Origin of the sequence: Kitasatospora sp. NPDC059673 (assembly GCF_042734215.1) — a bacterium.
Taxonomy (GTDB): domain Bacteria; phylum Actinomycetota; class Actinomycetes; order Streptomycetales; family Streptomycetaceae; genus Kitasatospora.
This window is the reverse complement of the sequence record NZ_JBHWEN010000017.1, coordinates 58,080-82,311: the sequence shown is the minus strand read 5'-3', so window position 1 is coordinate 82,311 and position 24,232 is coordinate 58,080. Positions and strand designations below refer to the sequence as shown.

Annotated in this window: 17 protein-coding genes; 10 read left to right on the top strand and 7 right to left on the bottom strand. The window is 73.5% G+C overall.

Annotated elements, in window-relative coordinates; genetic code table 11:
- Positions 1–35: 35 nt before the first annotated feature.
- A complete protein-coding gene (locus ACFV18_RS20835; protein WP_380485273.1) occupies positions 36–3,089 on the top strand; it encodes a glycoside hydrolase family 38 C-terminal domain-containing protein in 3,054 nt (1,017 codons plus the stop codon).
- Between the two features lie 12 nt (positions 3,090–3,101).
- Here the strand turns inward: ACFV18_RS20835 and ACFV18_RS20830 are convergent, their stop codons facing one another.
- Positions 3,102–4,088: a sensor histidine kinase gene (locus ACFV18_RS20830; RefSeq protein WP_380485271.1), complete on the bottom strand. Its 987-nt coding sequence runs from the start codon at positions 4,086–4,088 to the stop codon at positions 3,102–3,104.
- The gene (locus ACFV18_RS20825; RefSeq protein WP_380485269.1) at positions 4,078–4,743 is read right to left on the bottom strand and encodes a response regulator transcription factor; all 666 of its coding nucleotides are present in this window, start codon (positions 4,741–4,743) and stop codon (positions 4,078–4,080) included. The genes ACFV18_RS20830 and ACFV18_RS20825 overlap by 11 nt, the downstream gene beginning before the upstream one ends.
- Positions 4,744–5,040: 297 nt before the next feature.
- Between ACFV18_RS20825 and ACFV18_RS20820 the strand changes: the two genes are divergently transcribed.
- Positions 5,041–9,759: a multicopper oxidase domain-containing protein gene (locus ACFV18_RS20820; RefSeq protein ID WP_380485267.1), complete on the top strand. Its 4,719-nt coding sequence runs from the start codon at positions 5,041–5,043 to the stop codon at positions 9,757–9,759.
- Between the two features lie 52 nt (positions 9,760–9,811).
- Here ACFV18_RS20820 and ACFV18_RS20815 read toward each other — a convergent pair whose 3' ends face one another.
- Complete coding sequence (locus tag ACFV18_RS20815) at positions 9,812–11,209, bottom strand: NAD(P)/FAD-dependent oxidoreductase (protein ID WP_380485266.1); 1,398 nt, start codon at positions 11,207–11,209, stop codon at positions 9,812–9,814.
- A 164-nt stretch (positions 11,210–11,373) separates the two neighbouring features.
- Positions 11,374–12,063, bottom strand: a complete 690-nt coding sequence (locus tag ACFV18_RS20810) for a TetR/AcrR family transcriptional regulator (protein WP_380485264.1) — start codon at positions 12,061–12,063, stop codon at positions 11,374–11,376.
- Between the two features lie 237 nt (positions 12,064–12,300).
- Here ACFV18_RS20810 and ACFV18_RS20805 point away from each other — a divergent pair, with 237 nt between their 5' ends.
- From ACFV18_RS20805 to ACFV18_RS20790, 4 genes are read left to right on the top strand one after another with little or no spacing between them, the layout of a single operon-like run.
- The gene (locus ACFV18_RS20805; RefSeq protein ID WP_380485262.1) at positions 12,301–13,527 is read left to right on the top strand and encodes an MFS transporter; all 1,227 of its coding nucleotides are present in this window, start codon (positions 12,301–12,303) and stop codon (positions 13,525–13,527) included.
- 32 nt (positions 13,528–13,559) lie between these two features.
- A complete protein-coding gene (locus ACFV18_RS20800; protein WP_380485260.1) occupies positions 13,560–15,326 on the top strand; it encodes a glycoside hydrolase family 3 protein in 1,767 nt (588 codons plus the stop codon).
- 25 nt (positions 15,327–15,351) lie between these two features.
- Positions 15,352–16,413: a 5'/3'-nucleotidase SurE gene (surE, locus tag ACFV18_RS20795; RefSeq protein ID WP_380485258.1), complete on the top strand. Its 1,062-nt coding sequence runs from the start codon at positions 15,352–15,354 to the stop codon at positions 16,411–16,413.
- A gap of 20 nt (positions 16,414–16,433) precedes the next feature.
- Positions 16,434–17,816, top strand: coding sequence for a carboxylesterase/lipase family protein (locus ACFV18_RS20790; RefSeq protein WP_380485256.1), 1,383 nt, complete (start codon positions 16,434–16,436; stop codon positions 17,814–17,816).
- Between the two features lie 25 nt (positions 17,817–17,841).
- Here ACFV18_RS20790 and ACFV18_RS20785 read toward each other — a convergent pair whose 3' ends face one another.
- Positions 17,842–18,282, bottom strand: coding sequence for a MarR family winged helix-turn-helix transcriptional regulator (locus ACFV18_RS20785; RefSeq protein WP_380485254.1), 441 nt, complete (start codon positions 18,280–18,282; stop codon positions 17,842–17,844).
- Positions 18,283–18,352: 70 nt separating this feature from the next.
- Between ACFV18_RS20785 and ACFV18_RS20780 the strand changes: the two genes are divergently transcribed.
- The 4 genes from ACFV18_RS20780 to ACFV18_RS20765 are packed head-to-tail and all read left to right on the top strand — an operon-like array spanning position 18,353 to position 22,153.
- Entirely contained in the window at positions 18,353–19,309 is a 957-nt protein-coding gene (locus tag ACFV18_RS20780) for an SDR family NAD(P)-dependent oxidoreductase (RefSeq protein ID WP_380485253.1), read from the top strand.
- Positions 19,306–20,172: an amidohydrolase family protein gene (locus tag ACFV18_RS20775; RefSeq protein ID WP_380485251.1), complete on the top strand. Its 867-nt coding sequence runs from the start codon at positions 19,306–19,308 to the stop codon at positions 20,170–20,172. Before ACFV18_RS20780 ends, ACFV18_RS20775 begins: the two co-directional genes overlap by 4 nt.
- 17 nt (positions 20,173–20,189) lie before the next feature.
- Entirely contained in the window at positions 20,190–21,677 is a 1,488-nt protein-coding gene (locus ACFV18_RS20770) for a long-chain fatty acid--CoA ligase (RefSeq protein ID WP_380485249.1), read from the top strand.
- 20 nt (positions 21,678–21,697) lie between these two features.
- Positions 21,698–22,153 carry a MaoC family dehydratase gene (locus tag ACFV18_RS20765; protein ID WP_380485247.1) on the top strand — a complete coding sequence of 152 codons (456 nt, stop codon included), beginning with the start codon at positions 21,698–21,700 and terminating at the stop codon, positions 22,151–22,153.
- A gap of 76 nt (positions 22,154–22,229) precedes the next feature.
- On the opposite strand, the gene ACFV18_RS20760 is transcribed toward ACFV18_RS20765, so the two are convergent.
- The gene (locus ACFV18_RS20760) at positions 22,230–23,258 is read right to left on the bottom strand and encodes an aldo/keto reductase (protein ID WP_380485245.1); all 1,029 of its coding nucleotides are present in this window, start codon (positions 23,256–23,258) and stop codon (positions 22,230–22,232) included.
- Entirely contained in the window at positions 23,255–24,232 is a 978-nt protein-coding gene (locus tag ACFV18_RS20755; protein WP_380485242.1) for a Gfo/Idh/MocA family oxidoreductase, read from the bottom strand. The genes ACFV18_RS20760 and ACFV18_RS20755 overlap by 4 nt, the downstream gene beginning before the upstream one ends.

The following is a 24,232-nucleotide window of genomic DNA, read 5'->3' as shown; positions in this document are numbered from 1 at the left end:
CCCGCACCCGCGTCCGCCACGAACGGAGCACTCCCGTGCACAGCAAGCAGCGGTTGACCGAGCAGCGGCTCGCCCGCGTCCTGTCGCAGCGCATCCGCCCGGCCGTCCACGGCCGCGCGCTGCCACTGACGGTGGAGATCTGGGACGCCCCCGGCGAGCCGGTGCCCGCCGCGCAGGCGATCGCCGCGTCCTACCGGCCCGTCGCGGTGGGGCACCGGTGGGGGCCGGCCTGGTCGACCAGCTGGTTCCGGATCAGTGGCGAAGTCCCCGCCCACTGGGCGGGGCAGCGGATCGAGGCGGTGCTCGACCTGGGCTTCGACGTCACCGGCCCCGGCTTCTCCGCCGAGGGCCTGGTGCACCGCCCCGACGGCGGCGTGGTGAAGGCGCTCAATCCGCGCAACGCCTGGATCCCCGTCGCCGACCCGGCGCGCGGCGGCGAGCGCTTCACGTACTACGTGGAGGCCGCCGCCAACCCGACCGTGCCGCTGCCCGGCGAGGCGCACCACGCGCCGACCCGGGCCGGGGACCGGCCGGCCTGGCTGACCGGCACGGGGGCCGCCGACGGCGACCCGCTCTACCGGCTGCGCCGGGCCGAGCTGACCGTCTTCGACCGGGAGGTCTGGGAGCTCGCCCAGGACCTGGACGTGCTCGGCGAACTGATGCACGCCCTGCCCGAGGGAGCGGAGCGCCGCTGGCAGCTCCTGCACACCCTCGAACGGGCCCTGGACGCCGTGGACGTGCAGGACGTCCCGGCCACTGCGGGTGCCGCCAGGGCCGTGCTGCGCCCGGCCCTGGCCGCGCCCGCGACCGCCGGCGCCCACCGGATCTCCGCGGTCGGGCACGCCCACATCGACACCGCCTGGCTGTGGCCGCTGCGCGAGGCCGCCCGCAAGGTCGCCCGGACGGTCTCGAACGTCACCCACCTGATGGACCATCACCCCGGCTTCCGCTTCGCCATGTCCCAGGCGCAGCAACTGGCCTGGCTGAAGGAGCAGCACCCGGCGCTCTACGCCCGGGTGCGGGAGAAGGCCGCGAACGGGCAGTTCCTGCCGGTGGGGAGCCTGTGGGTGGAACCCGACACCAACATCACCGGCGGGGAGGCGTTCGCCCGCCAGCTCGTCCACGGCAAACGGTTCTACGCGCAGGAGTTCGGCGTCGAGACCGAGGAGCTGTGGCTGCCCGACACCTTCGGCTACCAGGCGGCGATGCCGCAGCTGCTGAAACTCGCCGGGGTGCGCTGGTTCCTCACCCAGAAGATCTCCTGGAACACCACCAACAGGTTCCCGCACCACACCTTCTGGTGGGAGGGCATCGACGGCACCCGGATCTTCACCCACTTCCCGCCCGCGGACACCTACAACGGCGAGCTGACCGGCGCCGAACTCGCCCACAGTGTCCGCAACTTCCAGGACAAGGGGCCCGCCAACCGCTCGCTGTTGCCGTTCGGGTACGGCGACGGCGGCGGCGGGCCCACCCGGGAGATGCTGGCCCGCGCCGATCGGCTCGCCGACCTGGAGGGCTCGCCGCGGGTCGCGATCGAAGCGCCCGCCGCGTTCTTCGCGCGCGCCCACGCCGAGTACCCGGACGCGCCGGTGTGGCTCGGCGAGCTCTACCTGGAGTTCCACCGGGGCACGCTGACCAGCCAGTTGCGCACCAAGCAGGGCAACCGGCGCAGCGAGCACCTGCTGCGCGAGGCCGAACTGTGGTCCGCCACGGCCGCCGTGCACCGCGGGCTGCGGTACCCGTACGAGGCCCTCGACCGGCTGTGGAAGACCGTCCTGCTGCACCAGTTCCACGACATCCTGCCCGGCTCGTCCATCGCCTGGGTGCACCGGCAGGCCGAGGAGACGTACGCCGCCGTCCACGCCGAACTGACCGGGATCGTCGACGCGGCGCAGCGGGCACTGGCCGGTCCCGGGGACGGCACGGTGGTCTTCAACGGCGCGCCGCACGCCCGCGGCGGCGTCCCCGCGTTCGGCTCGGCACCGCGCGGGGTCGATCCGGCGCCCGCGGTGGATCCGGTGCCGGCCGCCGACGGCCGCCTGGTCCTGGACAACGGGCTGGTCCGGTTCACCCTCGACGCCCGCGGCCTGGTGGTCTCCGCCATCGACCTGGCCGCGGGCCGCGAGGCCCTGCCGCCGGGCGCCGCGGCCAACCTGCTCCAGCTCCACCAGGACTTCCCCAACGAGTACGACGCCTGGGATCTCGACGCGTTCTACCGCAACACCGTCCGCGACCTGGACCGGGCCGACGAGGTGGCGGCCGTGCCCGGCGGCGTCGAGGTCCGCCGGAGTTTCGGCAGCTCGCGGATCCGGCAGCGGCTGTCCCTGCGGGAGGGCGCCCGGCGCCTCGACATCGACACCGAGATCGACTGGCACGAACGCGAACGCCTGCTCAAGGCGGCCTTCCCGCTGGACGTGCGGGCCGGCCACTCCACCGCCGAGATCCCGTTCGGCCACGTCGAGCGCCCCACCCACACCAACACCAGCTGGGACGCGGCCAGGTTCGAGATCTGCGCCCACCGCTTCCTGCACGTCGGCGAACGGGGCTGGGGCGCGGCCCTGGTCAACGACTCCACCTACGGCCACGACGTCACCCGCGAGGTGCGTCCCGACGGCGGCACCACCACGACGGTGCGGCTGTCCCTGCTGCGCGCCCCGCGCTTTCCCGACCCCGACGCGGACCAGGGCACCCACCGCCTGCGGTACGGCCTGGTGCTCGGCGCCGGGGTCGCCGACGCCGTCCGCGAGGGTTACGCCCTGAACCTTCCCGAGCGCGCCGTGCCCGGTGGCACGGCGGTGGCTCCGCTGGTCGCCGTCGCGGACGAGGGCGTGGTGATCGAGGCCGTCAAACTCGCCGACGACCGGTCCGGCGACTTGGTGGTCCGTCTCTACGAGGCGCACGGCGGCCGGGCCCGCACCACCCTGGCCGTCTCCGTCCCCTGGCACACCGTCACGGAGACCGACCTGCTGGAGCGCCCGCTGCCGGACGCCGAGCCCGTGCACGCCTGCGACCATCCCCGGCCGGTCCTCGCCCTTCGCCCGTTCGAGATCCGGACCCTGCGGATCGCCCTCGCCACCGGGGCCTGAGCCCGGCGGCCGTCAGCCCGGCAGGCGCATGCGGAGCAGTGAACCGCCGTGCGGGGCGGGGGAGATGGTGAGCTCGCCGGCGTGGGCGTCCAGGACGGCGCGGACGATGGCCAGGCCCAGGCCGGTGCCGGCCAGGCCGGTGGCGGGGGAGTGGGCGAAGCCGATGCCGGTGTCCTCGACGTCGAGTTCGGCGCCGTGCCGGGCGGTGCGGCAGCGCAGCGTGATGGCGTCGCCGGGGCCGGTGTACTTGACGGCGTTCTCCACCAGGGCGTCGAGGGCGGCCTCCAGGCGGGATTCGTCGCCCTCGATGCGGACGGCGGGCGCGTCCAGGTGCCAGTGGCGGTCGGTCGCGGGCCGCCAGCGCTGGACGGTGCGGTGGACCAGCGCGTCGAGGTCCACGGGGCCGTGGTCGGGTTCGGCGGGCCGGTAGGCGTCGGCGAGGACCAGCAGGCGGCCGGACAGACGGGCGAGTTTGTCGAGTTCGTCGAGGACCACGTCGAGGTCCTCCCGACCGGCCCCGGCGGGCAGTTCGCCCTGGACGAGTTCGGCGTAGCAGCGGGCGACGGTGATCGGGGTGCGCATCTCGTGCGAGCAGGTGCGGACGAAGAGTTCCTTGTCCTGCTGGGCGCGGCGTTCGCGTTCGGCGGCGGCGCGGACCTCGGCGAGGGCGGCGGCGCGGCGGCGCACGTGCCAGGCCATGGCGAGGAACACCAGGGCCATCAGCGGGACTTCGGCGAGTTCGTCCCAGCCGAGGTGGCCGTACCAGGCGTACGCGGTCATGGTGCCGCCGGTGACCAGGGTGACGGTGGTGAGCACCGCGGCCGTCCGGCGGGGGGACCAGGACTGGAAGCCGTAGACGATGGACATGCTGATCCACACCAGGTGGAACGCCACCGTCTCCAGGTGGGGCTCGACGAGCAGCACCAGCTGGGTGCAGGCCACGAACAGCACCCAGCCCGCGAAGAGCGCGCGGTCGCGTGCGCGGCGGTCAGCAGACACTGAACGCGTACCCGACGTTGCGCACCGTCTCGATGATCGGCCGTGGCGCCTTGCCGCGGATCCGGCGGACCGTCACGTCCACCACGTTGCTGGCCAGGTCGTCGCTGTAGCCCCAGACGCCGGCCAGCAGTTCGTGCCGGCTGCACACCTGGCCGGCCTGCCGCATCAGGTGGCCGAGCAGCATGAACTCCCGGTGGGAGAGCGGGATCTGCCGCCCGTCGATGCCGAGTGCCTGCCGTTCGAGGTCGAGCGCGACGTCCCCGACCCGCAGCCAGCGCTGGGGCGCGCCGGCGGGCGCGGTGCGCAGCCGGGAGCGGACGCGTTCGACCAGCTCGGCGGTGGCGAAGGGCTTGCCGAGGAAGTCGACGGCGCCGATCCGCAGGCAGCGCACCCGGGTGGCCACGTCCGCCACTGCGGACAGCACCAACACCCGCTGTTCGGGGCGGAGTTCGAAGGCCTGCCGCATCACTTCGAAGCCGTCGAAGCCGGGTAGCATCAGGTCCAGCACGACCAGGTCGTACGCGTCCTCGCGCAGGCGGCGGACGGCCTCCGGGCCGGTGGCGGCGCCGTGGACGAGGTGGCCGTCCGCGCTCAGCGTGCGGGTCAGGTAGGCCCGCAGGCGGGCTTCGTCCTCGACGACCAGCAGTCGTGCCATGCTCGGTCCTGTCTCCCCCCGCAGGCCGGGCGGCGATCGCGCCCAAGTTGCGGATGATTATCGCACTTTGTGTGTGCGCTGCGGAGCTGATGTGCCGTCATGACGGCTTCATGACAGGAATGTCATCTTCCGAGGCCCGCCCGGCGGCCGTCCCCACACTGGGGGCCGCATCCGCCGCAGCTCGTGGCCGGCCGGCGGCGCGGCCCCGCACACCCCCGTGGCACCCGCCGCTCCCGCCGAGCCGGAAGGGACGGACCCGCGCGACGGCGGCCGGGTGCCGACGGAAGGAGAAACGGCGTGCTCACGCGCCACACAACGAGGCCGCCGGGCCGCAGGCGGCGGCACCTCGTCGCCATGGCCGGCGTCTGGGCCGTGGTGGCGGCCCTGCTCGGACTGCCGCCGACGCAGCCCGAGCAGGCGGCCGCCGCCGCCCCGTCCGGGCCGACCGACCAGAGCAAGGTCCCGCACTACTTCGGCCCATGGCCGAACTGGGCGAACAGCCCGCTCACGACGTCCCGGGCCAAGGTCACCATCCACAGCAACGCCACCACCGTGGCCGTGGGCAACCCGCTGACCGCCCGGGCCTACGCCACCGACTATGCCACCCCGAAGGGCCAACTCGGGCCGGTGCTCGTCATCCTGACGAGCACTCCGCTGCCCTCCGGCACCCTCAAGGGCTTCCGCACCTGGAACCAGACCACCCCGGGCGGCAGCCCCAGCACCTCCGAGGGCGGCCTGTTCCACGGCTACGTGCTGCACCCGACCGGCACCGCCGACCAGTACACGGTGATCGCCGACAGCGGGCCGCGCACGGTGCCCGCGCCGGGCAACACCGCCGGCGAGGTCACCACCTACGACATGCCGGACACGCCCGTCCAGGCCGGCGACCTGATCGCCTTCTACGGCGAGGGCGTCCCCGTGGACACCGGCGTGGGGCAGCCGACCGACACCCTGGTGTACCCGGCCGGCGCGGACAACAGCACCAGCCCGCCGACCGGAGTCGCCCCCGCCAAGGACGCCACCCTCACCGTCGGCGCCCCCGGCTGGGAGCGCTACGCCACCCAGGACCGGACGTACTCCTTCGGCGCGCAGGTCGCGCTGGCCGCCGGCGGCAGCGGCGCGGAGGCCACCGCCACCGTGGACCCGCGCACCGGCGGCATCGCGAGCATCGAGGTGACCACGCCCGGCCACGGCTACGCCGAGGGCGCGACCACCGTCACCGTCGAGGGCGGCACCACGGCCGCCACCGCCACCGCCGCCATCCAGCAGACCCGCAGCGTGGTCGACTACAAGGTCGGCGCGGGCGGCAGCGGCTACGGCGGCTTCGAGGTCGCCGTCACCGGCGGCGGCGGCAGCGGCGCCACGGCCACCGCCTCCGGCGGGGTGGCGGCCGTGACCGTCACCGACAGCGGCGCGGGCTACACCATGCCGACCGTCGACTTCGACCTGCCCGCCCAGCCGGACGGCACGGTCGCCAAGGGCCACGTCGAGCCGGCCGACCTGACCGCGAGCGGCGGCGTCACCAAGGTGATCGTCGACGACCCCGGCACCGGCTACACCGCCGCGCCCGGCGTCACCATCCGCAACGGCACCCTGGCCGACCCGATCGCCGGCGCCACCCCGGCCGCCGCCGCCAGCGGCCTGAAGCTGCTGACGCTCACCGTCGACACGCCCGGCTCCGGCTACGCCTCGACGCCTGACGTCACCATCACCGACCCCACCGGCCACGGTGGTTCGGGGGCTACGGCGAGCGCCGTCACCAACCTCGGCGCGATCAGCTCGATCAGCGTCACCAGCCCCGGCGCCGGCTACCTGACGCCCGGCATCAAGAAGTTCCAGGACAAGCTGCCCGTCACCTGCAACCCCGGCGCGAACGGCACCGGCTGCCCGGACGTCCAGCAGCTCGCCGACCCGAGCACCGACCCGGCGGCGAAGTTCATCCCCGAGGCGGTGCCCGAGACCGTCACCACCGGCGGCAAGCAGGCCGACCAGTACGTCATCGGCCTGGTGCAGTACCGCACCCGGTTCTCCTCCGACCTGCCGCCCACCCTGGTGCGCGGCTACGTCCAGCTCTCCACCGACGCGGTGCCCGGCCGCAAGGTCCCGCTGTACAACGAGCTGATGGACGGCACCCGGCAGCAACTGCCGTACACCGGCGTCGCCGCACCGCAGTGGATGGGCCCGCTGATCGCCGCCACCAAGGACCGGCCGGTGCGGGTGGTGTTCCGCAACCTGCTGCCCACCGGCGCCGCCGGAGACCTGTTCCTGCCGGTCGACAGCACCGGCATGGGCGCCGGCATGGGCCCGATGACGATGCCCGCGCCCGGCAACAGCTCCACCGTCACCGACGAGGTGCGCAACCCGCCCTGCACCAACGCCAAGTCCGGCTGCTACACGGACAACCGGGCCAACCTGCACCTGCACGGCGGCATCACCCCGTGGATCAGCGACGGCACCCCGCACCAGTGGATCACCCCCGCGGGCGAGCACACCGACTGGCCGCAGGGCGTCGGCGTGCAGAACGTGCCCGACATGGTGGACGGCTCCGGCGCGACCCTGTGCGCCGCCGCCGACGACGGCTGCTCGACGTTCTACTACACGAACCAGCAGAGCGCGCGGCTGATGTTCTACCACGACCACTCCTACGGCATCACCCGCCTGAACGTGTACGCGGGCGAGGCCGCCGGCTACACCATCACCGACGACACCGAGAAGGCCCTGATCAGCAGCGGCACCATCCCCGACGCCGCGTCAACCCTCCCGCTGCTCGTCCAGGACCGCACCTTCGTGCCCGACGACCCCCAGCTCAAGGACCAGTTCGACGCGGGCGGCGACCGGGTCTCCTACGGTCAGGACCCGACCTGGGACGCCAAACGCTGGGGCGGAAAGGGCAGTTTCTGGTACCACCACGTCTACATGCCCGCGCAGAACCCCGGCGACTCCAGCGGCATGAGCTCCTACGGCCGCTGGATGTACGGGCCGTGGTTCTGGCCGCCGGCCGGCAACACCACCTACGGGCCGATCCCCAACCCGTACCACGACCCGCACTGCAAGCTGGACGACCCGACCACCTGGCAGTACCAGGTCGCGCCCTACTGCGAGCCGGAGCAGATCCCCGGCACCCCGAACATCTCCATGGGCATGGAGCAGTTCAACGACACCCCCATCGTCAACGGCGTCGCCTACCCGAAGCTGACCGTCCAGCCGAAGACCTACCGGCTGCGGATGCTCAACGCCGCCAACGACCGGTTCTTCAACTTCCAGTGGTACACCGCCGACCCGAACCAGGGCGACGGCACCACCGAAGTCGCCCTGAACCCCGACGAGTTGAAGGCCGCCCAGACCGACCCCAACGTGTCGCCCACCCCGAAGGACGCGCACAACGCGGCCGCCGGGCCGAGCTGGATCCAGATCGCCAGCGAGGGCGGCTTCCTGCCCGCCCCCGCCGTCATCGACGGACAGCAGCCGACCACCTGGATCACCGACCCGACCCGCTTCGACGTCGGCAACGTGGACAAGCACTCGCTCGTCCTCGCCCCCGCCGAACGGGCCGACGTCCTGGTCGACTTCGCGAAGTTCGCGGGCAAGACCCTGATCCTCTACAACGACGCGCCCGCCGCCTACCCCGCCCGGGTCGCCTCCTACGACTACTACACCGGCGCCCCCGACCTCGCTCCGGCCGGCGCCCCGAAGATCATGCCCGGCTACGGCCCCAACACCCGCACCGTCATGCAGGTGACCGTCGCCAACACCACCCCCGCCCCCGCGTTCAACCTGTCGAAGCTCCAGGCCGCCTTCCGCCACCACGCGGACGGCTCCGGCGTCTTCGAATCCGGCCAGCACCCGGTGATCGTCGGCCAGTCGGCCTACAACTCGGCCTACGGGACCAGCTTCGCCGCCGGCAGCAACTGCAACGCCGCGGGCTCCACCCAGAACAACTGCGACGGACTGGTCCGGGTCAACGACACCACGGCGTTCAACTTCAACACGCTCAAGGCGCCGACGTCGAAAACCACCCTGCCACTGCAACCCAAGGCCATCCACGACGAGATGAACGCCACCAGCTTCGACCCCTACGGCCGCATGCAGGCCACCCTCGGCGTCGAAGCCCAACCACCCACACCCGGAGCCCAGAACGTCACCCTGTACCCCTACATCAACCCACAGACCGAACTGATCGACGGCACCTCACTACCGAGAGGAGACGTCAAGGTCACCCCGATCGGGAACGCCGCCGACGGCACCCAGATCTGGCGGTTCACCCACAACGGCGTGGACACCCATCCGATCCACTTCCACCTCTACGACGTCCAAGTGCTCAACCGGGTGACCTGGGACAACATCATCATCCGGCCGGACGCCAACGAACTCGGCTGGAAGGACACCGTGCGGATGAGCCCACTGGAGGACACCATCGTCGCGCTGCGCCCGGTGGTGCCCACGGTGCCCTTCGAAGTGCCCAACTCGGTACGGCTGCTGGACCCGGCGATGCCGGCCGGTGACACCTCGATGTTCAACAACACCGACCCGCAGGGCAACCCGACCGCGGCGATCACCAACCAGCTGGTCAACTTCGGCTGGGAGTACGTCATCCACTGCCACATCCTCAGCCACGAGGAGATGGACATGATGCGGCCCGAATCGCTCGCCCTGCCCCCGGCCAAACCCGACGGGCTGAGTGCCGCCGTGGTCGGCCAGGGCAGCAACGCCAAGGTCCAGCTCCAGTGGCAGGACAACTCGATCACCGAGACCTCGTTCACCGTCCAACGCTCCACGGACGGCACGAACTGGGCCGACGTCGGGACGATCGCCTCGCCGCTGGACCAGCCCAACATCCACCAGAGCCGTACCTTCGTCGACATGACCTCCTCGGCGGCGAACGCGTACAGCTACCGGGTGGTCGCGCTCAACGCCGTCGGCTACGGCGGGCAGTTCCCGAGCATGACCGTGAAGTCCGTCTCCGACCCGCTGCAGGTCTCCGCGGCGGGCAACGGGATCCGGCGGATTCCCGGCTGATCAACCCCTCGGGAGGGCGGGCCGGCCGGCCCGCCCTCCCGAGGGCGTTCGGTCAGCTGTCGAAGCCCAGGCCGAAACGGTCGAGGGTGCGCAGCCACAGGTTGCGGTGCCCGGCGTTGGCGTCGGCCCGGGTGAGGGCCCACTGGGTGATGCCGATGCCGACCGAGCGGACCGGCTCCGGCGGGAACGGCAGCGGCTTGCGGCGGACCATCTCCAGGGCGGTGCGTTCGGTGCGCTCCCCGGCGAGCAGGTCGAGCATCACCTCGGCGCCGAACCGGGTCGCGCCCACGCCGAGGCCGGTGAAGCCCGCCGCGTAGGCGACCTTCCCCCGGTGGGACAGGTCGAAGAAGGCCGAGAACCGGGTGCAGGTGTCGATCGCGCCGCCCCAGGCGTGGGTGAAGCGCAGGCCCGCCAACTGCGGGAAGGTCCGGAAGAAGTGCCGGGCCAGGGTGGCGAAGGTCTCCGGCCGCTGGTCGCGCTCGGCACTGACCCGGCCGCGGTACTGGTGGACGACGTCGTAGCCGCCGAACAGGATCCGGTTGTCGGCGGACAGCCGCACGTAGTGGAAGTGGTTGGCGCTGTCGGACCAGCCCTGCCGGTTCTGCCAGCCGACGGAGGCGAGCTGGGCGTCCGTCAGCGGCTCGGTCATCAGCGCGTAGTCGTAGACCGGGACGGTGTACGGCCGGTGGCGGCGCAGCAGCGACGGGAAGGCGTTGGTGGCGAGCGCGGCGCGGCGGGCGGCGATCCGGCCGTAGGGGGTGCGGACGGCCAGGCCGCCGGGGGTGTCGGCGAGGGCGGTGGCGGGCGTGTGCTCGTGGATGCGGACGCCGAGGTCGAGGCAGGCGCGCTTGAGGCCCCAGGCGAGGCGGGCCGGGTCGAGCATGGCGACACCCTCGCGGTCCCAGAGGCCGCCGAGGAAGGTGGGGGAGTCGACCTCGGCGCGTACGGCGTCCCGGTCGAGGACGTCGAGGTGGCTGCCGTAGCGGGCCGCGAGCGTGGCGAACTCCCGCAGTTCCTCCACCTGGTGGGGCTCGGTGGCGACGCTGAGGGAGCCGCTGCGTTGCCAGTCGCAGTCGATGTCGTGGCGGCGGACGGTCTCCTGCATGGCCTCCAGGTTGGCCTGTCCGAGGCGTTCCAGGACGGCGAGTTCGCCGGGCCAGCGCTGGTGGCCGTTGGCCAGGCCGTGGGTGAGGCTGGCCTCGCAGAAGCCGCCGTTGCGGCCGGAGGCGGCCCAGCCGGCCTCGCGGCCCTCGATCAGCAGCACGTCCAGCGAGGGGTCGCGCTCCTTGGCGATCAGCGCGGTCCACAGTCCGCTGTAGCCGCCGCCGACCACCAGCAGGTCGCAGCGGGTCTGGCCGACCAGGGCGGGTTCGGCCGCGGGCCGGTCGGGGGAGTCCAGCCAGAACGGTACGGGCTGGGCGTCCCGGAGGGCGTGGACGGGGTCGGCCATGGCGGTGCTCCTTCGGCGTGCGGGGGGACGCCGGGCCCCGGAGCGGGGGAGCGGGGCCCGGATGCCGTCATCTGACCGTTCCCTGCCGTTCAACGTCAATGGCGTTGACATAAGGGACCGACGACGCCGCGGATCCCGGGGGGCGGGCCGCTCGCGTCCGGCCGTCAGCCGCGCGGGCGGGCGGCGTCCGGCAGTGGCGCGCGGGCGGCGTCCGGCAGTGGTGTGCCGGCGGTGGACAGCGCCCGGTACAGCCGGTCCAGGTAGGCGTGCAGCTGGCCGGGCATGTCCACGGACTGGTCGAGCACCCACTGGAGCTGCAACCCGTCCATGACGGCGAGCAGTTGGCGGGCCTCGGCCGGGCAGTCGGTGTCCGCCCGCAGTTCGCCGCCGGCCACTCCGCGGTGCAGTGACTGGGCGGCGTCGGCGGTCAGGGTCCGGTAGCGGCGGGTGAAGAAGGCGTGTGCGGGGTGTTCCGGGTCGCCGGACTCGCCGACCAGGGCGTTGAACATCCGGGTGCGCTCGGGCCGGTCGGCGTTGTGGGCGGCCAGGTCGACCAGGCGGTGGAACCATTCGGCGACGGTGGCGCACTCCTCGGCGAAGAACTGCTCGACGTCGTTCTCGTCGCTGGCCTCCAGCACCGAGACCAGCAGCGCCTCCTTGGTGCGGAAGTGGTGCAGCAGACCGCCCTGGGTCAGGCCCGCGTCCTTGGCGATCCGGGCCAGCGAGGTGCCGCGGAAGCCGAGTTGGGCGAAGTGCGCGACGGCGGTGTCCAGGATGCGGGTGCGGCGCTCGTCGCCGACCGCGTAGCTGCCGCGCGGGGTTCCGCGGCGGGTCGGCCCGTGCTTCACGTCCATGACTGCCACCTTAGCCAACCCTTCACGGAGCCCCGCATGGTGTGACCCAGGTCACAAAATGAATACCTACTGGCCACTCGGTTTTCATGCTTTGCTGGTCCGGCCCCGCCGCCGTGCCCGTCCGGGCCGGACGGCCACCTGACGTGCCGTCCGTTCGCCGTGCCGCACCCCGCGCGGGGCACCCCCACCCTTCCCCCTCCCGCCGCACGGGACCGTGGCCACCCCAGGAGGCCGGTCATGACCACCGCCGACGACGTCGTTTCCCACCCGAGAACCGCCGGCCGGGCGCTGCTGCCGATGCTCACCCTCGGCAACTCCGCGCTGTACCTGGTCTACCTCGGCGTGGGCGGCGTCCTGCTGCCCGCCCAGATCGAACTGCTCGACCCGGACGGCAAGGTCGGCAGCCTTGGCCTGGTCTCCGGCGTCGCCGCCGTGTTCGCCACCCTGCTCAACCCGCTCGCCGGACTGCTCTCCGACCGCTCCGGGCGCCGCAACCCGTGGATCCTCGGCGGCGGCCTCGCCTCCTTCGGCGCGCTCGCCCTGCTCGGCCAGGTCCGCACCATCCTGCTGGTCACCCTGGTGTGGTGCCTGGTGCAGGCCACCATGAACTGCTTCCAGGCCGCCATCACCGCCGTGGTCCCCGACCGGGTGCCCGCCGAACGCCGCGGAGTGGCCTCCGCGATGGTCGGCATCGGCACCCCGATCGGCTCGGTGGTCGGCATCCTGCTCGCCGCCCACTTCGTCCCCGACAGCCTCGGCACCGGCTACCTGCTGATCGGCGCCGTCATCGCGCTCGCCGCCGTGCTGTTCACCGTACTGGTCCGCGAAGAGCGCCCGACGAAGACCGAACCCGTCCCGCTGCGCCGCCAACTCGCCGCGTTCGCCGAGACCTTGAAGGTCGCCGACTTCCGCTGGGCGTTCATCGGCCGGTTCCTGATGATGCTCGGCTTCTTCGCCGTCTCGCTGTTCCAGTTCTACATCCTGCAGGACCACATCCGGCTCCCCGACGGCATGGACGCCCCCGGCGCCCAGACCTACCTCGCCCCGGTGGACGCGGTCTCCACACTCGCCGCCACCGTCTTCGGCGGCTGGCTGTCCGACCGGCTCGGCCGCCGCAAACCGCTGATCGCCATCTCCTGCGTCCTGGCCTCCGCCACCATGGCCATCCCCGTCCTGATGCCCACCTGGACCGGCATCCTGCTGTACACCGTTCTCGCCGGGATCGCCTTCGGCTGCTACATGGCCGTGGACACCGCCCTGGTCACCCAGGTGCTGCCGAGCGCCGCCGACGCCGCCCGCGACCTGGGCGTGCTGAACATCGCCAACGCCGGGCCGCAGATCCTCGCCCCGCTGGTCGCCTCCGCGGTGGTCGGCCTGGCCGGCTACGACGCGCTCTACCTGGCCGGCGCCCTGATCATCCTGGGCGGCGCGCTCTCCGTCGTCCCGATCCGCGGCGTCCGCTGACCGCCCCTCACCCCCTGTACCGGAGAAACACCATGCACCACACCGTCCTCCCCTACCAGGACCCCGCCCGGCCGGTGGACGAACGCGTCGAGGACCTGCTCGGCCGGATGACGCCGCAGGAGAAGGCCGGCCTGATGTTCCACACCATGCTGCCGATGCACGCCGACGGCAGGCCCGTGGAGGACGGCGACGACAGCGACTTCCCCGCCGACACCACCGGCCTGATCAGGGACCAGGGCCTGAGCCACTTCAACCTGGTGGGCACCGCCGAGCCGCGCCGGATCGCCGAATGGCACAACGCCGTCCAGGAGATCGCCCACGGCACCCGGCTCGGCATCCCGGTCACCCTCTCCACCGACCCCCGCCACTCCTTCACCGCCAACATCGGCGCCTCGATCCGGGCCGGCGCGTTCTCCGCCTGGCCCGAGCCGATCGGCCTGGCCGCCGTCCGCGACCCCGAACTGGTGCACCGCTTCGCCGACATCGCCCGCCGCGAGTACCTCGCCGTCGGCCTGCGGGTCGCCCTGCACCCACAGCTCGACCTCGCCACCGAACCGCGCTGGTCGCGGCAGACCGGCACCTTCGGCTCCGACGCCGCCCTCACCACCGAACTCGCCGAGGCCTACATCCGCGGCCTGCAGGGCGAGCGGCTCGGCCCGGACAGCGTGGCCGCCATGGTCAAGCACTTCCCCGGCGGCGGGCCGCAGAAGGACGGCGAGGACCCGCACTTCCCGCACGGCAAGGAACAGGTCTACCCCGGCGGGATGCGCGAGCTGCACCTCGCCCCGTTCCGGGCCGCCGTCGCGGCCGGAGCCGCCCAGATGATGCCCTACTACGGGCAGCCGATCGGCACCGACTGGGAGGAGGTCGGCTTCGGCTTCAACCGCGGCGTGGTCACCGGCCTGCTGCGCGAAGAGCTCGGCTTCCAGGGCATCGTGTGCACCGACTGGGGCCTGCTCAACGACGACGAGATCTTCGGCGAGCCGCACCGCGCCCGCGCCTGGGGCGTCGAACACCTCACCCCGGCCGAACGCGCCGCCAAGGCGCTCGACGCCGGCGTCGACCAGTTCGGCGGCGAGGAGTGCCCCGAACTGCTGCTCGCCCTGCTGCGCGACGGGCGGATCACCGAGGAGCGGCTCGACACCTCGGTGCGACGGCTGCTGCGGGAGAAGTTCGTCCTCGGCCTGTTCGACGAGCGGCGCTACGTGGACCCCGACGCCGCCGAACTGATCGTCGGCAACCCGGAGTTCCGCGCCGAGGGGGCCGCCGCGCAGCGCCGCTCACTGACCGTCCTGGTCAACCGCGACGGCACCCTGCCCGTCACCCGACCCGCCCCCCGGCTCTACACCGAGGGCCTCGACCCGGCCGCCGTCGCCCGGCACGGCCGGGCCGTCCAGGACCCGGCCGAGGCCGACCTTGCCGTGCTGCGCCTGTACACGCCGTACGAGCAGCGCCCGAACCGCTTCGAATCGCTGTTCCACTCCGGGCACCTGGACTTCCCGGAAGACGAACTCGCCCGCATCCTCGCCGTGCTGGACGCCGTGCCCACCGTGGTGCTGATCAACCTGGAACGGCCGGCCGTGCTCCCCGAGATCGCCGAGCGCGCGCACGCCCTGATCGCCGACTACGGCGCGCAGGACGACGCCCTGCTCGACGTGGTGTTCGGCCGGGCCCGCCCCGAGGGCCGCCTGCCGTTCGAACTGCCGCGCTCGATGGCCGCCGTGGCGGCCTCCCGCCCCGACGTGCCCAACGACACCGCCGACCCGGTCTTCGCGTTCGGCCACGGCCTCGACCTGTGACCCGCGGACAGAGAGGGAACCTCACGTGAGACGCACCGCCCGCCGCCTGCTTGCCGCCGCCACCGCCGCCTGCACCCTGGCCGTGACCGGCTCCGCCGCCGCCGCCCCCGACGCCCCCGCACCGGCCGCCCGGCCGCTGGCGGGCCTGCGGGTGCTGCTCACCAACGACGACTCGATGCGGGCCGCCAAGGCTTCGCAGTCCGACGGCCTCGGCCTGTACGAGCTGCGCCGCGCCCTGTGCGCGGCCGGCGCGGACGTGGTGGTGATGGCGCCCTGGCAGGTCCAGTCCGGCAGGGGCACCGCCGTCAGCAACGGCGGCACGCTGGCCCTGGCCCGCGGCGGCGAGCTGCCCGCCGGGTACGGCGGGGACTGCGCCGGCGCCCCGTCCGGCGGGGCCGTGTACGGGGTCTGCCTGGACGACGCCTGCCGGCCCGGCAGCCCCTCCGCCACCCCCGTGGACACCGTGCACCTGGCCCTGCGGGCCGCCCTCGCGGACCGGACCGGCTGGTCCGGCGGGCCCGACCTGGTGGTCTCCGGCATCAACTCCGGGGCCAACGTCAGCGCCCAGGTCAACGACTCCGGCACGGTCGGCGCGGCGCTCGCCGCCCTCGACGACGGCGTCCCGGCGCTCGCCTTCTCCACCACCGGTGACGACAGCGGCGAGTACTTCCCGACCGCGGACTACCGGGCCACCGCCGACTACGCCGCCCGGCTGATCGCCGGCCTGCGCGGCCACGACCTGCTCAGCCGCACGTTCGCCCTCAAGGTGGACTACCCGGACATCACCGCCGGCCGCCCCGCCGGGCCCGCCCGGTGGACCTCCGTCGGCCACGGCCGGGAGATCTGGCACGCTTACCAGCCGACCGCCGGCGGCGCCTACACCATCGGCCTCGGCTGGTGCGAGCACCGGCCCGGCGACCGCTGCACCGAGACCGTGCCGGACGCCGACGCCACCGCACTGCTGCGCGACAACCGGATCTCCGTCACCCCCGTCACCCCCGACCGCACCTACGGCGCCCGCCCGGCCGACCCGGCCGAGCTCAACCGCGTCCGCCACTACGTCGAACACCAGGGGCCCACCCCGTGACCCGTCCAGGAGCAGAACAGATGACCGTCGTCCCCACCCGCAGCGGCCCGGTACGCGGTGAGCGCCGCGCCGACGGGAGCGCGCGCTTCCTCGGCATCCCGTACGCCCAGCCCCCCGTCGGGGCGCTGCGGTTCGCGGCGCCCGTGCCGCCCGAGCCGTGGAGCGAGGTGCGCGAGGCCACCGCGTACGGGCCGACCGCGCAGCGCCGGCCGTTCGCCGAGGTCACCACCATCCCCGAGCCGACGATCCCCGGCGCGGGCACCCTCAACCTGAACGTCTTCACCCCCGCCGCCGACCCGGCGGCCGGGCTGCCGGTGCTGGTGTGGATCCACGGCGGCGGCTACGTCGCGGGCAGCGCCGCCAGCCCCTGGTACGACGGCGCGGCCTTCAACCGGGACGGGGTGGTGCTGGTCACCGTCGGCTACCGGCTCGGCGTCGAGGGTTTCCTGCACCTGCCGGACGCGCCCGACAACCGGGGCGTGCGGGACTGGGTCGCCGCCCTGGAGTGGGTCCGCGACAACATCGCCGGCTTCGGCGGCGACCCGGCGAAGGTCACCGTCGCCGGGCAGTCCGCGGGCGGCGGTGCGGTGCAGACCCTGCTGGCGGTGCCCGCGGCGCGCGGGCTGCTGCGCGCCGCGATCTCCGCCTCCGGCGCGGTGCTCGAACCCGACGCCCCGGCCGTCGCCCGGGCGCTGGCCGAGCGCACCGGCGCGGTGCTCACCGCCGCGGCCCTGCGGGACGCGAGCGACGAGCAGCTGCTCGCGCTCCAGGACGCGCTGGGCGCCGACGGCGACCCGCTGCTGGCCCTCGCCCCGTGCGTGGACGGCGAACTGGTGACCCGCCCGGTGGCCGAGGCGGTCGCCGAGTCCGAGGTGCCGCTGCTGCTCGGCTTCACCGCCCACGAGTTCGCCGCGCCCGGGCCGGCCGCGCCGGGCGGCCCGGAGGTGGACGCGATGCTCGCCGCGCTCGGCCTGGACCCGGAGCACGCCGCCCGGTTCCACGCCGAGCAGCCGCAGGCCGGCCCCGGCGAGGTGCTCACCGACTGGCTGTTCCGGGCCCCCGCGCTGGCCCACGCCGAGGCCCGGGTCGCCCTCGGGCGCCCCACCTGGCTCTACCAGTTCGAGTGGACCGGCACCGCCCCCGGCCGCGCCGGTCAGGCCTACCACTGCACCGACCTGCCGTTCGCCTTCGACGTGCTGGCCGCCGAAGGCGTCGAGGAGGCCCTCGGCGCCCGGGCCCCGCAGGCCCTCGCCGACGCCGTGCACTCCGCCTGGGTGGCCTTCGTCCGGGACCTCGACCCGGCCTGGCCGCCCTACCGCGACGGCCGCGCCACCATGCGGTGGGGCTCGGAGGCGCGGGTCGAGCGCGACCCGCTGCGGGCCGTCCGGGAGATCTGGGCGTAGGCGCCGCGGTCCCGGCCGGCGGCGGTCAGAGCAGCGGGTCGGCGAGGCGGCGCAGCAGGGCGAGGAGCGTCGCGCGGTCGGCGGCGTCGAGCGGTTGCAGCAGGTCGTCGGTGACCCGGCGGCTGTCGCCGTCGGTGGTGCGCAGCAGCTCGCGGCCGCCGTCGGTGAGCACCACGATCCGGCTGCGGCGGTCGGCCGGGTCGGCCCGGCGTTCGGCCAGGCCGAGGCGCTGGAGGTCGTCGAGGAGGGCGACGACGGCGCTCGGGTCGTAGCCGACGCGGTCGGCGAGTTCGCGCTGGCGGGCGCCGTCGACGGTGGCCAGGTAGCGCAGGATCGCGTAGTGGCGCAGGCGCAGGCCGTGCTGTTCCAGGGCGGCGTTGAACAGACTGCCGGACCGCTGGCCGAGCCGGTAGAGCAGATAGCCGGCGTCGCTGTGCAGGCGGTGCATCCAGGGGGCGTCACTCATGAGGGCCATCATGCCCGGAAAGCTGGTTCGCAGCAATCATTGACAACTGCAATGGTTGTTCCTAACTTCAATGGGCATGGACAACGAACCCTCCTCCGCCCCCACCACCCCCCTCGACCTCACCGGCAAGGTCGCCGTCGTCACCGGCAGCGGGCGCGGCCTCGGCCTCGCCTACGCCACCGCCCTCGCCCGGGCCGGCGCCGCCGTCGTGGTCAACGACCTGGACGCCGACACCGCGGAGCAGGCCGCCGCCACCATCCGGGAGGCCGGCGGCCGGGCGGTCGCGCAGGCCGCCGCGGTCGGCACCTCCGAAGCCGCGCAACTCCTGGTGGACCGGGCCGTCGAAGCCTTCGGGCGGCTCGACGTGATGGTCACCAACGCGGGCATCCTGCGCGACAAGGTGCTCTGGAAGATGACCGACGACGACTTCGACGCCGTCATCGCCACCCACCTGCGCGGCACCTTCACCTGCGCCCGCGCCGCCGCCGTCCGGATGCGCGAACAGGGCGACGGCGGCCGGCTGATCATGATCGGCTCCCCGGCCGGGCAGCGCGGCAACTTCGGGCAGACCAACTACGCCGCCGCCAAGGCCGGAATCGCCGCCATGGTGCGCACCTGGTCGATGGAGCTCGGCCGGGCCGGCATCACCGTCAACGCCGTCGTCCCGGTCGCCGCCACCGCGATGACCGAGACCATCCCCGCCTTCGCCCCCTACATCGAGGCGATGAAGCAGGGCGCGCCGCTGCCGGACTTCCTGCGCAAGGGCGAGGGCTTCGGCACCGCCGAGGACTGCGCCGCGCTGCTGCCCTTCCTCGCCTCCGACGCCGCCGCCGGCATCACCGGCCAGTGCATCGGCATCGGCGGCGACAAGCTCGCCCTGTGGTCGCACCCGCAGGAAGTGGCGACCGCGTACGCCGACGGCGGCTGGAGCCCCGAGACGATCGCCGCCACCTGGGCCGGCTCGGTCGGCCGCGAACCGCAGAGCGTCGGCATCCCCGCCCCGGCCGTCCCCGGGAGCGCGAAGTGAACCTGGCCGAGCTGACCGCGATCGACGTCCACACCCACGCCGAGGTCTCCGCGCACGGCCACGCCTCGCTGGACGAGGAACTGAACGACGCCTCCAGCGGCTACTTCAAGGTGGCCGGCGAGCGCAAGCCCACCGTGGCCGAGATGGCCGCGTACTACCGGGAGCGGAAGATGGCCGCCGTGGTCTTCACGGTGGACGCCGAACACGCCACCGGCCGCCCGCCCGTCCCCAACGAGGAGATCGCCGAGGCCGCCGCCGCCAACGCCGACGTGCTGATCCCGTTCGCCTCGATCGACCCGTTCCGCGGCCGGGCGGGCGTCCGTCAGGCCCGGCGCCTGGTCGAGGAGTTCGGCGTCAAGGGATTCAAGTTCCACCCGAGCATCCAGGCCTTCTTCCCCAACGACCGGCTCGCCTACCCGCTGTACGAACTGATCGAGGAGACCGGCACCGTCGCCCTGTTCCACACCGGCCAGACCGGCATCGGCGCGGGCGTCCCCGGCGGCGGCGGCATCCGGCTCAAGTACGCCAACCCGATGCACGTGGACGACGTGGCCGCCGACTTCCCGCACCTGAAGATCGTCCTCGCCCACCCGTCCTTCCCCTGGCAGGACGAGGCACTGGCCGTCGCCACCCACAAGCCCGGCGTGCACATCGACCTCTCCGGCTGGTCCCCGAAGTACTTCCCGCCGCAGCTGGTGCAGTACGCCAACACCCTGCTCAAGGACAAGGTGCTGTTCGGCTCCGACTACCCGGTCCTCACCCCCGACCGCTGGCTCGCCGACTTCGCGAAGCTGCCGATCAAGGACGAGGTCCGGCCGAAGATCCTCAAGGACAACGCCGCCCGGCTGCTCGGGCTGAGCTGAAAGGGCCCCATCCGCCCATGCGCAACGAGGGAATCGGCTCCTGGCCCGCCCGCCGGGCCCGGAAGACCCCGCACCGCACCGCCCTGCGCCACCACGGACGCACCTACACCTACGCCGAGCTGCACGAGCGCAGCACCCGGCTGGCCCACGCGCTGCGCACCGCCGGCGTCCGGCGCGGCGACCGGGTCGCCCACCTCGGACCCAACCACCCCGCCTTCCTGGAGACGCTGTTCGCCGCCGGACTGCTCGGCGCGCTGTTCGTCCCCCTCAACACCCGCCTGGCGCCGCCCGAGATCGCCTACCAGCTCGACGACTGCGGGGCCCGGGTGCTGATCCACGCGCCCGGCTGCGCCCCGCTGGTCCCGGCGGGCGCGGTGCCGGTGGTGGTGGAGACCGGGCCGGCGTACGAGGCCTGGCTGGCCGGGGCGGACCACACCCCGATCGACGAGCCCGTCGGCCTGGACGACACCTGCCTGATCATGTACACCTCGGGCACCACGGGCCGTCCCAAGGGCGCCGTGCTCACCCACGGCAACATCACCTGGAACGCGTACAACGTCCTGATCGACACCGACCTGGTCGCCGACGACGTCGCCCTGGTCTGCGCCCCGCTGTTCCACACCGGCGGCCTCAACATGCTCGCCCTGCCGGTCCTGCTCAAGGGCGGCGCCTGCCTGCTGGCCGAGTCCTTCGACCCGGCCGGCGTGCTGGAGCTGATCGCCCGCGAGCGGATCAGCTTCATGTTCGGCGTGCCGACCATGTTCGACCTGATGGCCCGGCAACCCGGCTGGGACGGCGCCGACCTGAGCAGCCTGCGGATCCTCAACTGCGGCGGCGCCCCCGTCCCGCGACCGCTGATCGACACCTACCTGAGCCGCGGCCTGGCCTTCCTGCAGGGCTACGGCATGACCGAGGCCGGGCCCGGCACCCTCTTCCTGGACGCCGAACACGCCGTCAGCAAGGCCGGCAGCGCGGGCGTCCCGCACTTCTTCACCGACGTGCGGCTGCACGGCCCCGACGGGCGGGAGGTCGGCCTCGGCGAGGTCGGCGAAGTCGTGGTCCACGGGCCCAACGTCGGCCCCGGCTACTGGGGCCTGCCCGAGGCCACCGAGCAGTCCTTCCACGACGGCTGGTTCCGCAGCGGCGACGCCGCCCGGGCGGACGCCGACGGCTACGTCACCATCGCCGACCGGCTCAAGGACATGTACATCTCCGGCGGCGAGAACGTCTACCCCGCCGAGGTGGAGGACGCCCTGCTGGCCCTGCCCGGCGTCGCCGAGTGCGCCGTCTACGGCGTCCCCGACGCCAAATGGGGCGAGGTCGGCCGGGCCGTGGTGGTCCCCGAAACCGGGGCGGACCTCGACCCCGCGGCGCTGCTCGCCGCGCTGAGCGGGGTGCTCGCCAAGTACAAGCTCCCCCGATCGGTGGTGCTCGCGCAGGAACTGCCGCGCACCGCCTCCGGAAAGATCCTCAAGCACCGGCTCCGTGCCCAGCACGGCAGCTGACCCACCGAAAGGCAACACCCATGGCACTCACCGTCAACGGCCTCGACGAGCTGAAGTCGCTGGCCGGCGCCGACCTCGGCACCAGCCGCTGGCTGGAGGTCACCCAGCAGCGCATCGACACCTTCGCGGACGCCACCGACGACCACCAGTGGATCCACACCGACCCCGAGCGGGCCGCCGCCGGCCCGTTCGGCGCCCCCATCGCGCACGGCTACCTGACGCTGTCGCTGTTCATCCCGCTGTTCACCGAACTGCTGGAGGTCGAGGGCGTCACCACCAAGGTCAACTACGGCCTGAACAAGGTCCGCTTCCCCTCGCCGGTCAAGGTCGGCTCCCGGATCCGCCTTGTCGCCCGGCTCGCCGAGGTCGAGGAGGTGCCGGGCGGGGTGCAGATCACCGTGGACGGCACGGTGGAGATCGAGGGCGCGGCCAAGCCGGCCGCCGTGCTGCAGAGCGTCTCCCGGTTCTACGCCTGACCAGGGCGACAGACGGAGCGCCGCGGCGCCGGGACCTCGCGGGGTTCCGGCGCCGCGGCGCTCCGCAGTGTCCGGATCAGCCCGCCGCGCCGCAGCGCTCGGTGTCGATCTCCGGCAGTGTCGCCTCCCGATAGCGCGACCCGTGCACGGTGTGCTCGCCCAGCAGCGTCCCGGCGGCCGCCAGCACCCCGGCGGGCACGTCGAGCCCGAGGACCGACAGGTTCTCCCGCAGGTGCGCCGCGCTGCGGGTGCCGGGCAGGGCGATCACGTGCTCGCCGCGCGAGAGCACCCAGGCGAGCGCGAGCTGCGGCAGGGTCAGGCCCGCCGTCGCGGCCAGGGCGGCCAGCTCCTGACGGATCGCCAGGTTCGCCGGGTAGTGCGCGGCGGTGAACCTCGGCATCGACAGCCGCAGGTCGCCGGGCGGCAGCACCGCCGGGTCGGGCGGCGCGGCGGTCAGGAACCCCCGCGCCAGCGGGCTGAACGCGACCAGGGCGACGCCCAGTTCGCGGGCCGCCGCGAGGGTGCCGCGCTCCGGGTTGCGGGTCCACAGGCTGTACTCGTTCTGCAGCGCCGCGATCGGATGCACCGCGTGCGCCCGGCGCAGCGTGGCGGCCGACACCTCGGACAGGCCCAGCGCCCGCACCTTGCCCGCCGTGACCAGCTCGGCCATCGCGCCGACGCTCTCCTCCACCGGCACCCGGCGGTCCAGCCGGTGCAGGTAGTAGAGGTCGATCACCTCGGTGCGCAGCCGGGCCAGCGCGGCGTCGGCGGTGCGCCGGATCGTCTCCGGGCGGCCGTCGATCACCCGCCGCCCGGCCACGCCCGTCATGCCGCACTTGCTGGCCAGCACGATCCGCTCCCGGTGCGGGGCGAGCACCCGGCCGAGGAGTTCCTCGTTGGTGCCGAAGCCGTACAGCGCGGCGGTGTCGAACAGGACGACGCCGCTGTCCAGCGCGGCGTGCAGCAGTCCGGCGGCCTCCTCGGGGGAGGGCGGGGTGCCGTAGGCGTGGCTGAGGTTCATGCAGCCCAGGCCCACGGCGGGAACGCCGAACGGCCCGAGCCGGCGCTGAGCGCGGCCCGGGCCTGCGGCGGTGGACGCCGTCACGCGGGCGAGGGGGCGGTGGCGAGCTGCTGCTCCAGGTCCGCCAGGGTGCGGTAGCAGGGCAGTACCTGGGCGAGCGAGGCGTTGGGCTCGCGGCCCTCGCGGATCGCCGCGACGAACTCGCGGTCCTGCAGTTCGATGCCGTCCAGGGAGACATCGACGCCGCTGACGTCCACGGGTTCGTCCGCGCCGGTGACCAGGTCGTCGTAGCGGGCGAGGTAGGTGCCGGTGTCGCCGATGTAGCGGAAGAACGTGCCCAGCGGGCCGTCGTTGTTGAAGGACAGCGAGAGGGTGCAGATCGCGCCGCTCGCCGCCTTCAGCTGGATCGACATGTCCATCGCGATGCCCAGCTCCGGGTGGATCGGCCCCTGGATCGCGTTGGCCTGCACGATCGGCGAACCGGTCTGGTAGGCGAACAGGTCGACGGTGTGCGCGGCGTGGTGCCACAGCAGGTGGTCGGTCCAACTGCGCTTGTGGCCGAGCGCGTTGAGGTTGGTGCGGCGGAAGAAGTAGGTCTGCACGTCGAGCTGCTGGATGGCCAGTTCGCCCGCCGCGATCCGCCGGCGCACCCACTGGTGGCTGGGGTTGAACCGGCGGGTGTGCCCGGCCATCGCCACCAGGCCGGTGCGCTCCGCCGCCGCCACGCACTCCTCGGCGTCCGACAGCGCGGCCGCGACCGGGATCTCCACCTGCACGTGCTTGCCCGCCGCCAGGCAGGCCTGGGTCTGCGCGGCGTGCAGTGGCGTCGGCGTGGCCAGGATCACCGCGTCCACCTCGTCCATCGCCAGCACCTCGTCCAGGCTGCCGGCGGCCCGGGCGATGCCCTGCTCGGCGGCGAACCTGCGGGAGCTCTCCAGCGAGGAGGAGACCGCGACGGCCACCTCCACGCCCTCGATCCGGCGCAGGGCCGCCGCGTGCTTGGCGCCGAACGCTCCGCCGCCGGCCAGGGCGATCCGCAGGGGCTGCTGGGTGGTCAT

Coding starts and splice junctions, on each gene's coding strand:
- ACFV18_RS20780 (WP_380485253.1), top strand. CDS start 18,353: ATGGGCATGGACAACGAACCCTCCTCCGCCCCCACCACCCCCCTCGAC.
- ACFV18_RS20785 (WP_380485254.1), bottom strand. CDS start 18,282: ATGAGTGACGCCCCCTGGATGCACCGCCTGCACAGCGACGCCGGCTAT.
- ACFV18_RS20770 (WP_380485249.1), top strand. CDS start 20,190: ATGCGCAACGAGGGAATCGGCTCCTGGCCCGCCCGCCGGGCCCGGAAG.
- ACFV18_RS20825 (WP_380485269.1), bottom strand. CDS start 4,743: ATGGCACGACTGCTGGTCGTCGAGGACGAAGCCCGCCTGCGGGCCTAC.
- ACFV18_RS20805 (WP_380485262.1), top strand. CDS start 12,301: ATGACCACCGCCGACGACGTCGTTTCCCACCCGAGAACCGCCGGCCGG.
- ACFV18_RS20800 (WP_380485260.1), top strand. CDS start 13,560: ATGCACCACACCGTCCTCCCCTACCAGGACCCCGCCCGGCCGGTGGAC.
- ACFV18_RS20765 (WP_380485247.1), top strand. CDS start 21,698: ATGGCACTCACCGTCAACGGCCTCGACGAGCTGAAGTCGCTGGCCGGC.
- ACFV18_RS20810 (WP_380485264.1), bottom strand. CDS start 12,063: ATGGACGTGAAGCACGGGCCGACCCGCCGCGGAACCCCGCGCGGCAGC.
- ACFV18_RS20815 (WP_380485266.1), bottom strand. CDS start 11,209: ATGGCCGACCCCGTCCACGCCCTCCGGGACGCCCAGCCCGTACCGTTC.
- ACFV18_RS20755 (WP_380485242.1), bottom strand. CDS start 24,232: ATGACCACCCAGCAGCCCCTGCGGATCGCCCTGGCCGGCGGCGGAGCG.
- ACFV18_RS20790 (WP_380485256.1), top strand. CDS start 16,434: ATGACCGTCGTCCCCACCCGCAGCGGCCCGGTACGCGGTGAGCGCCGC.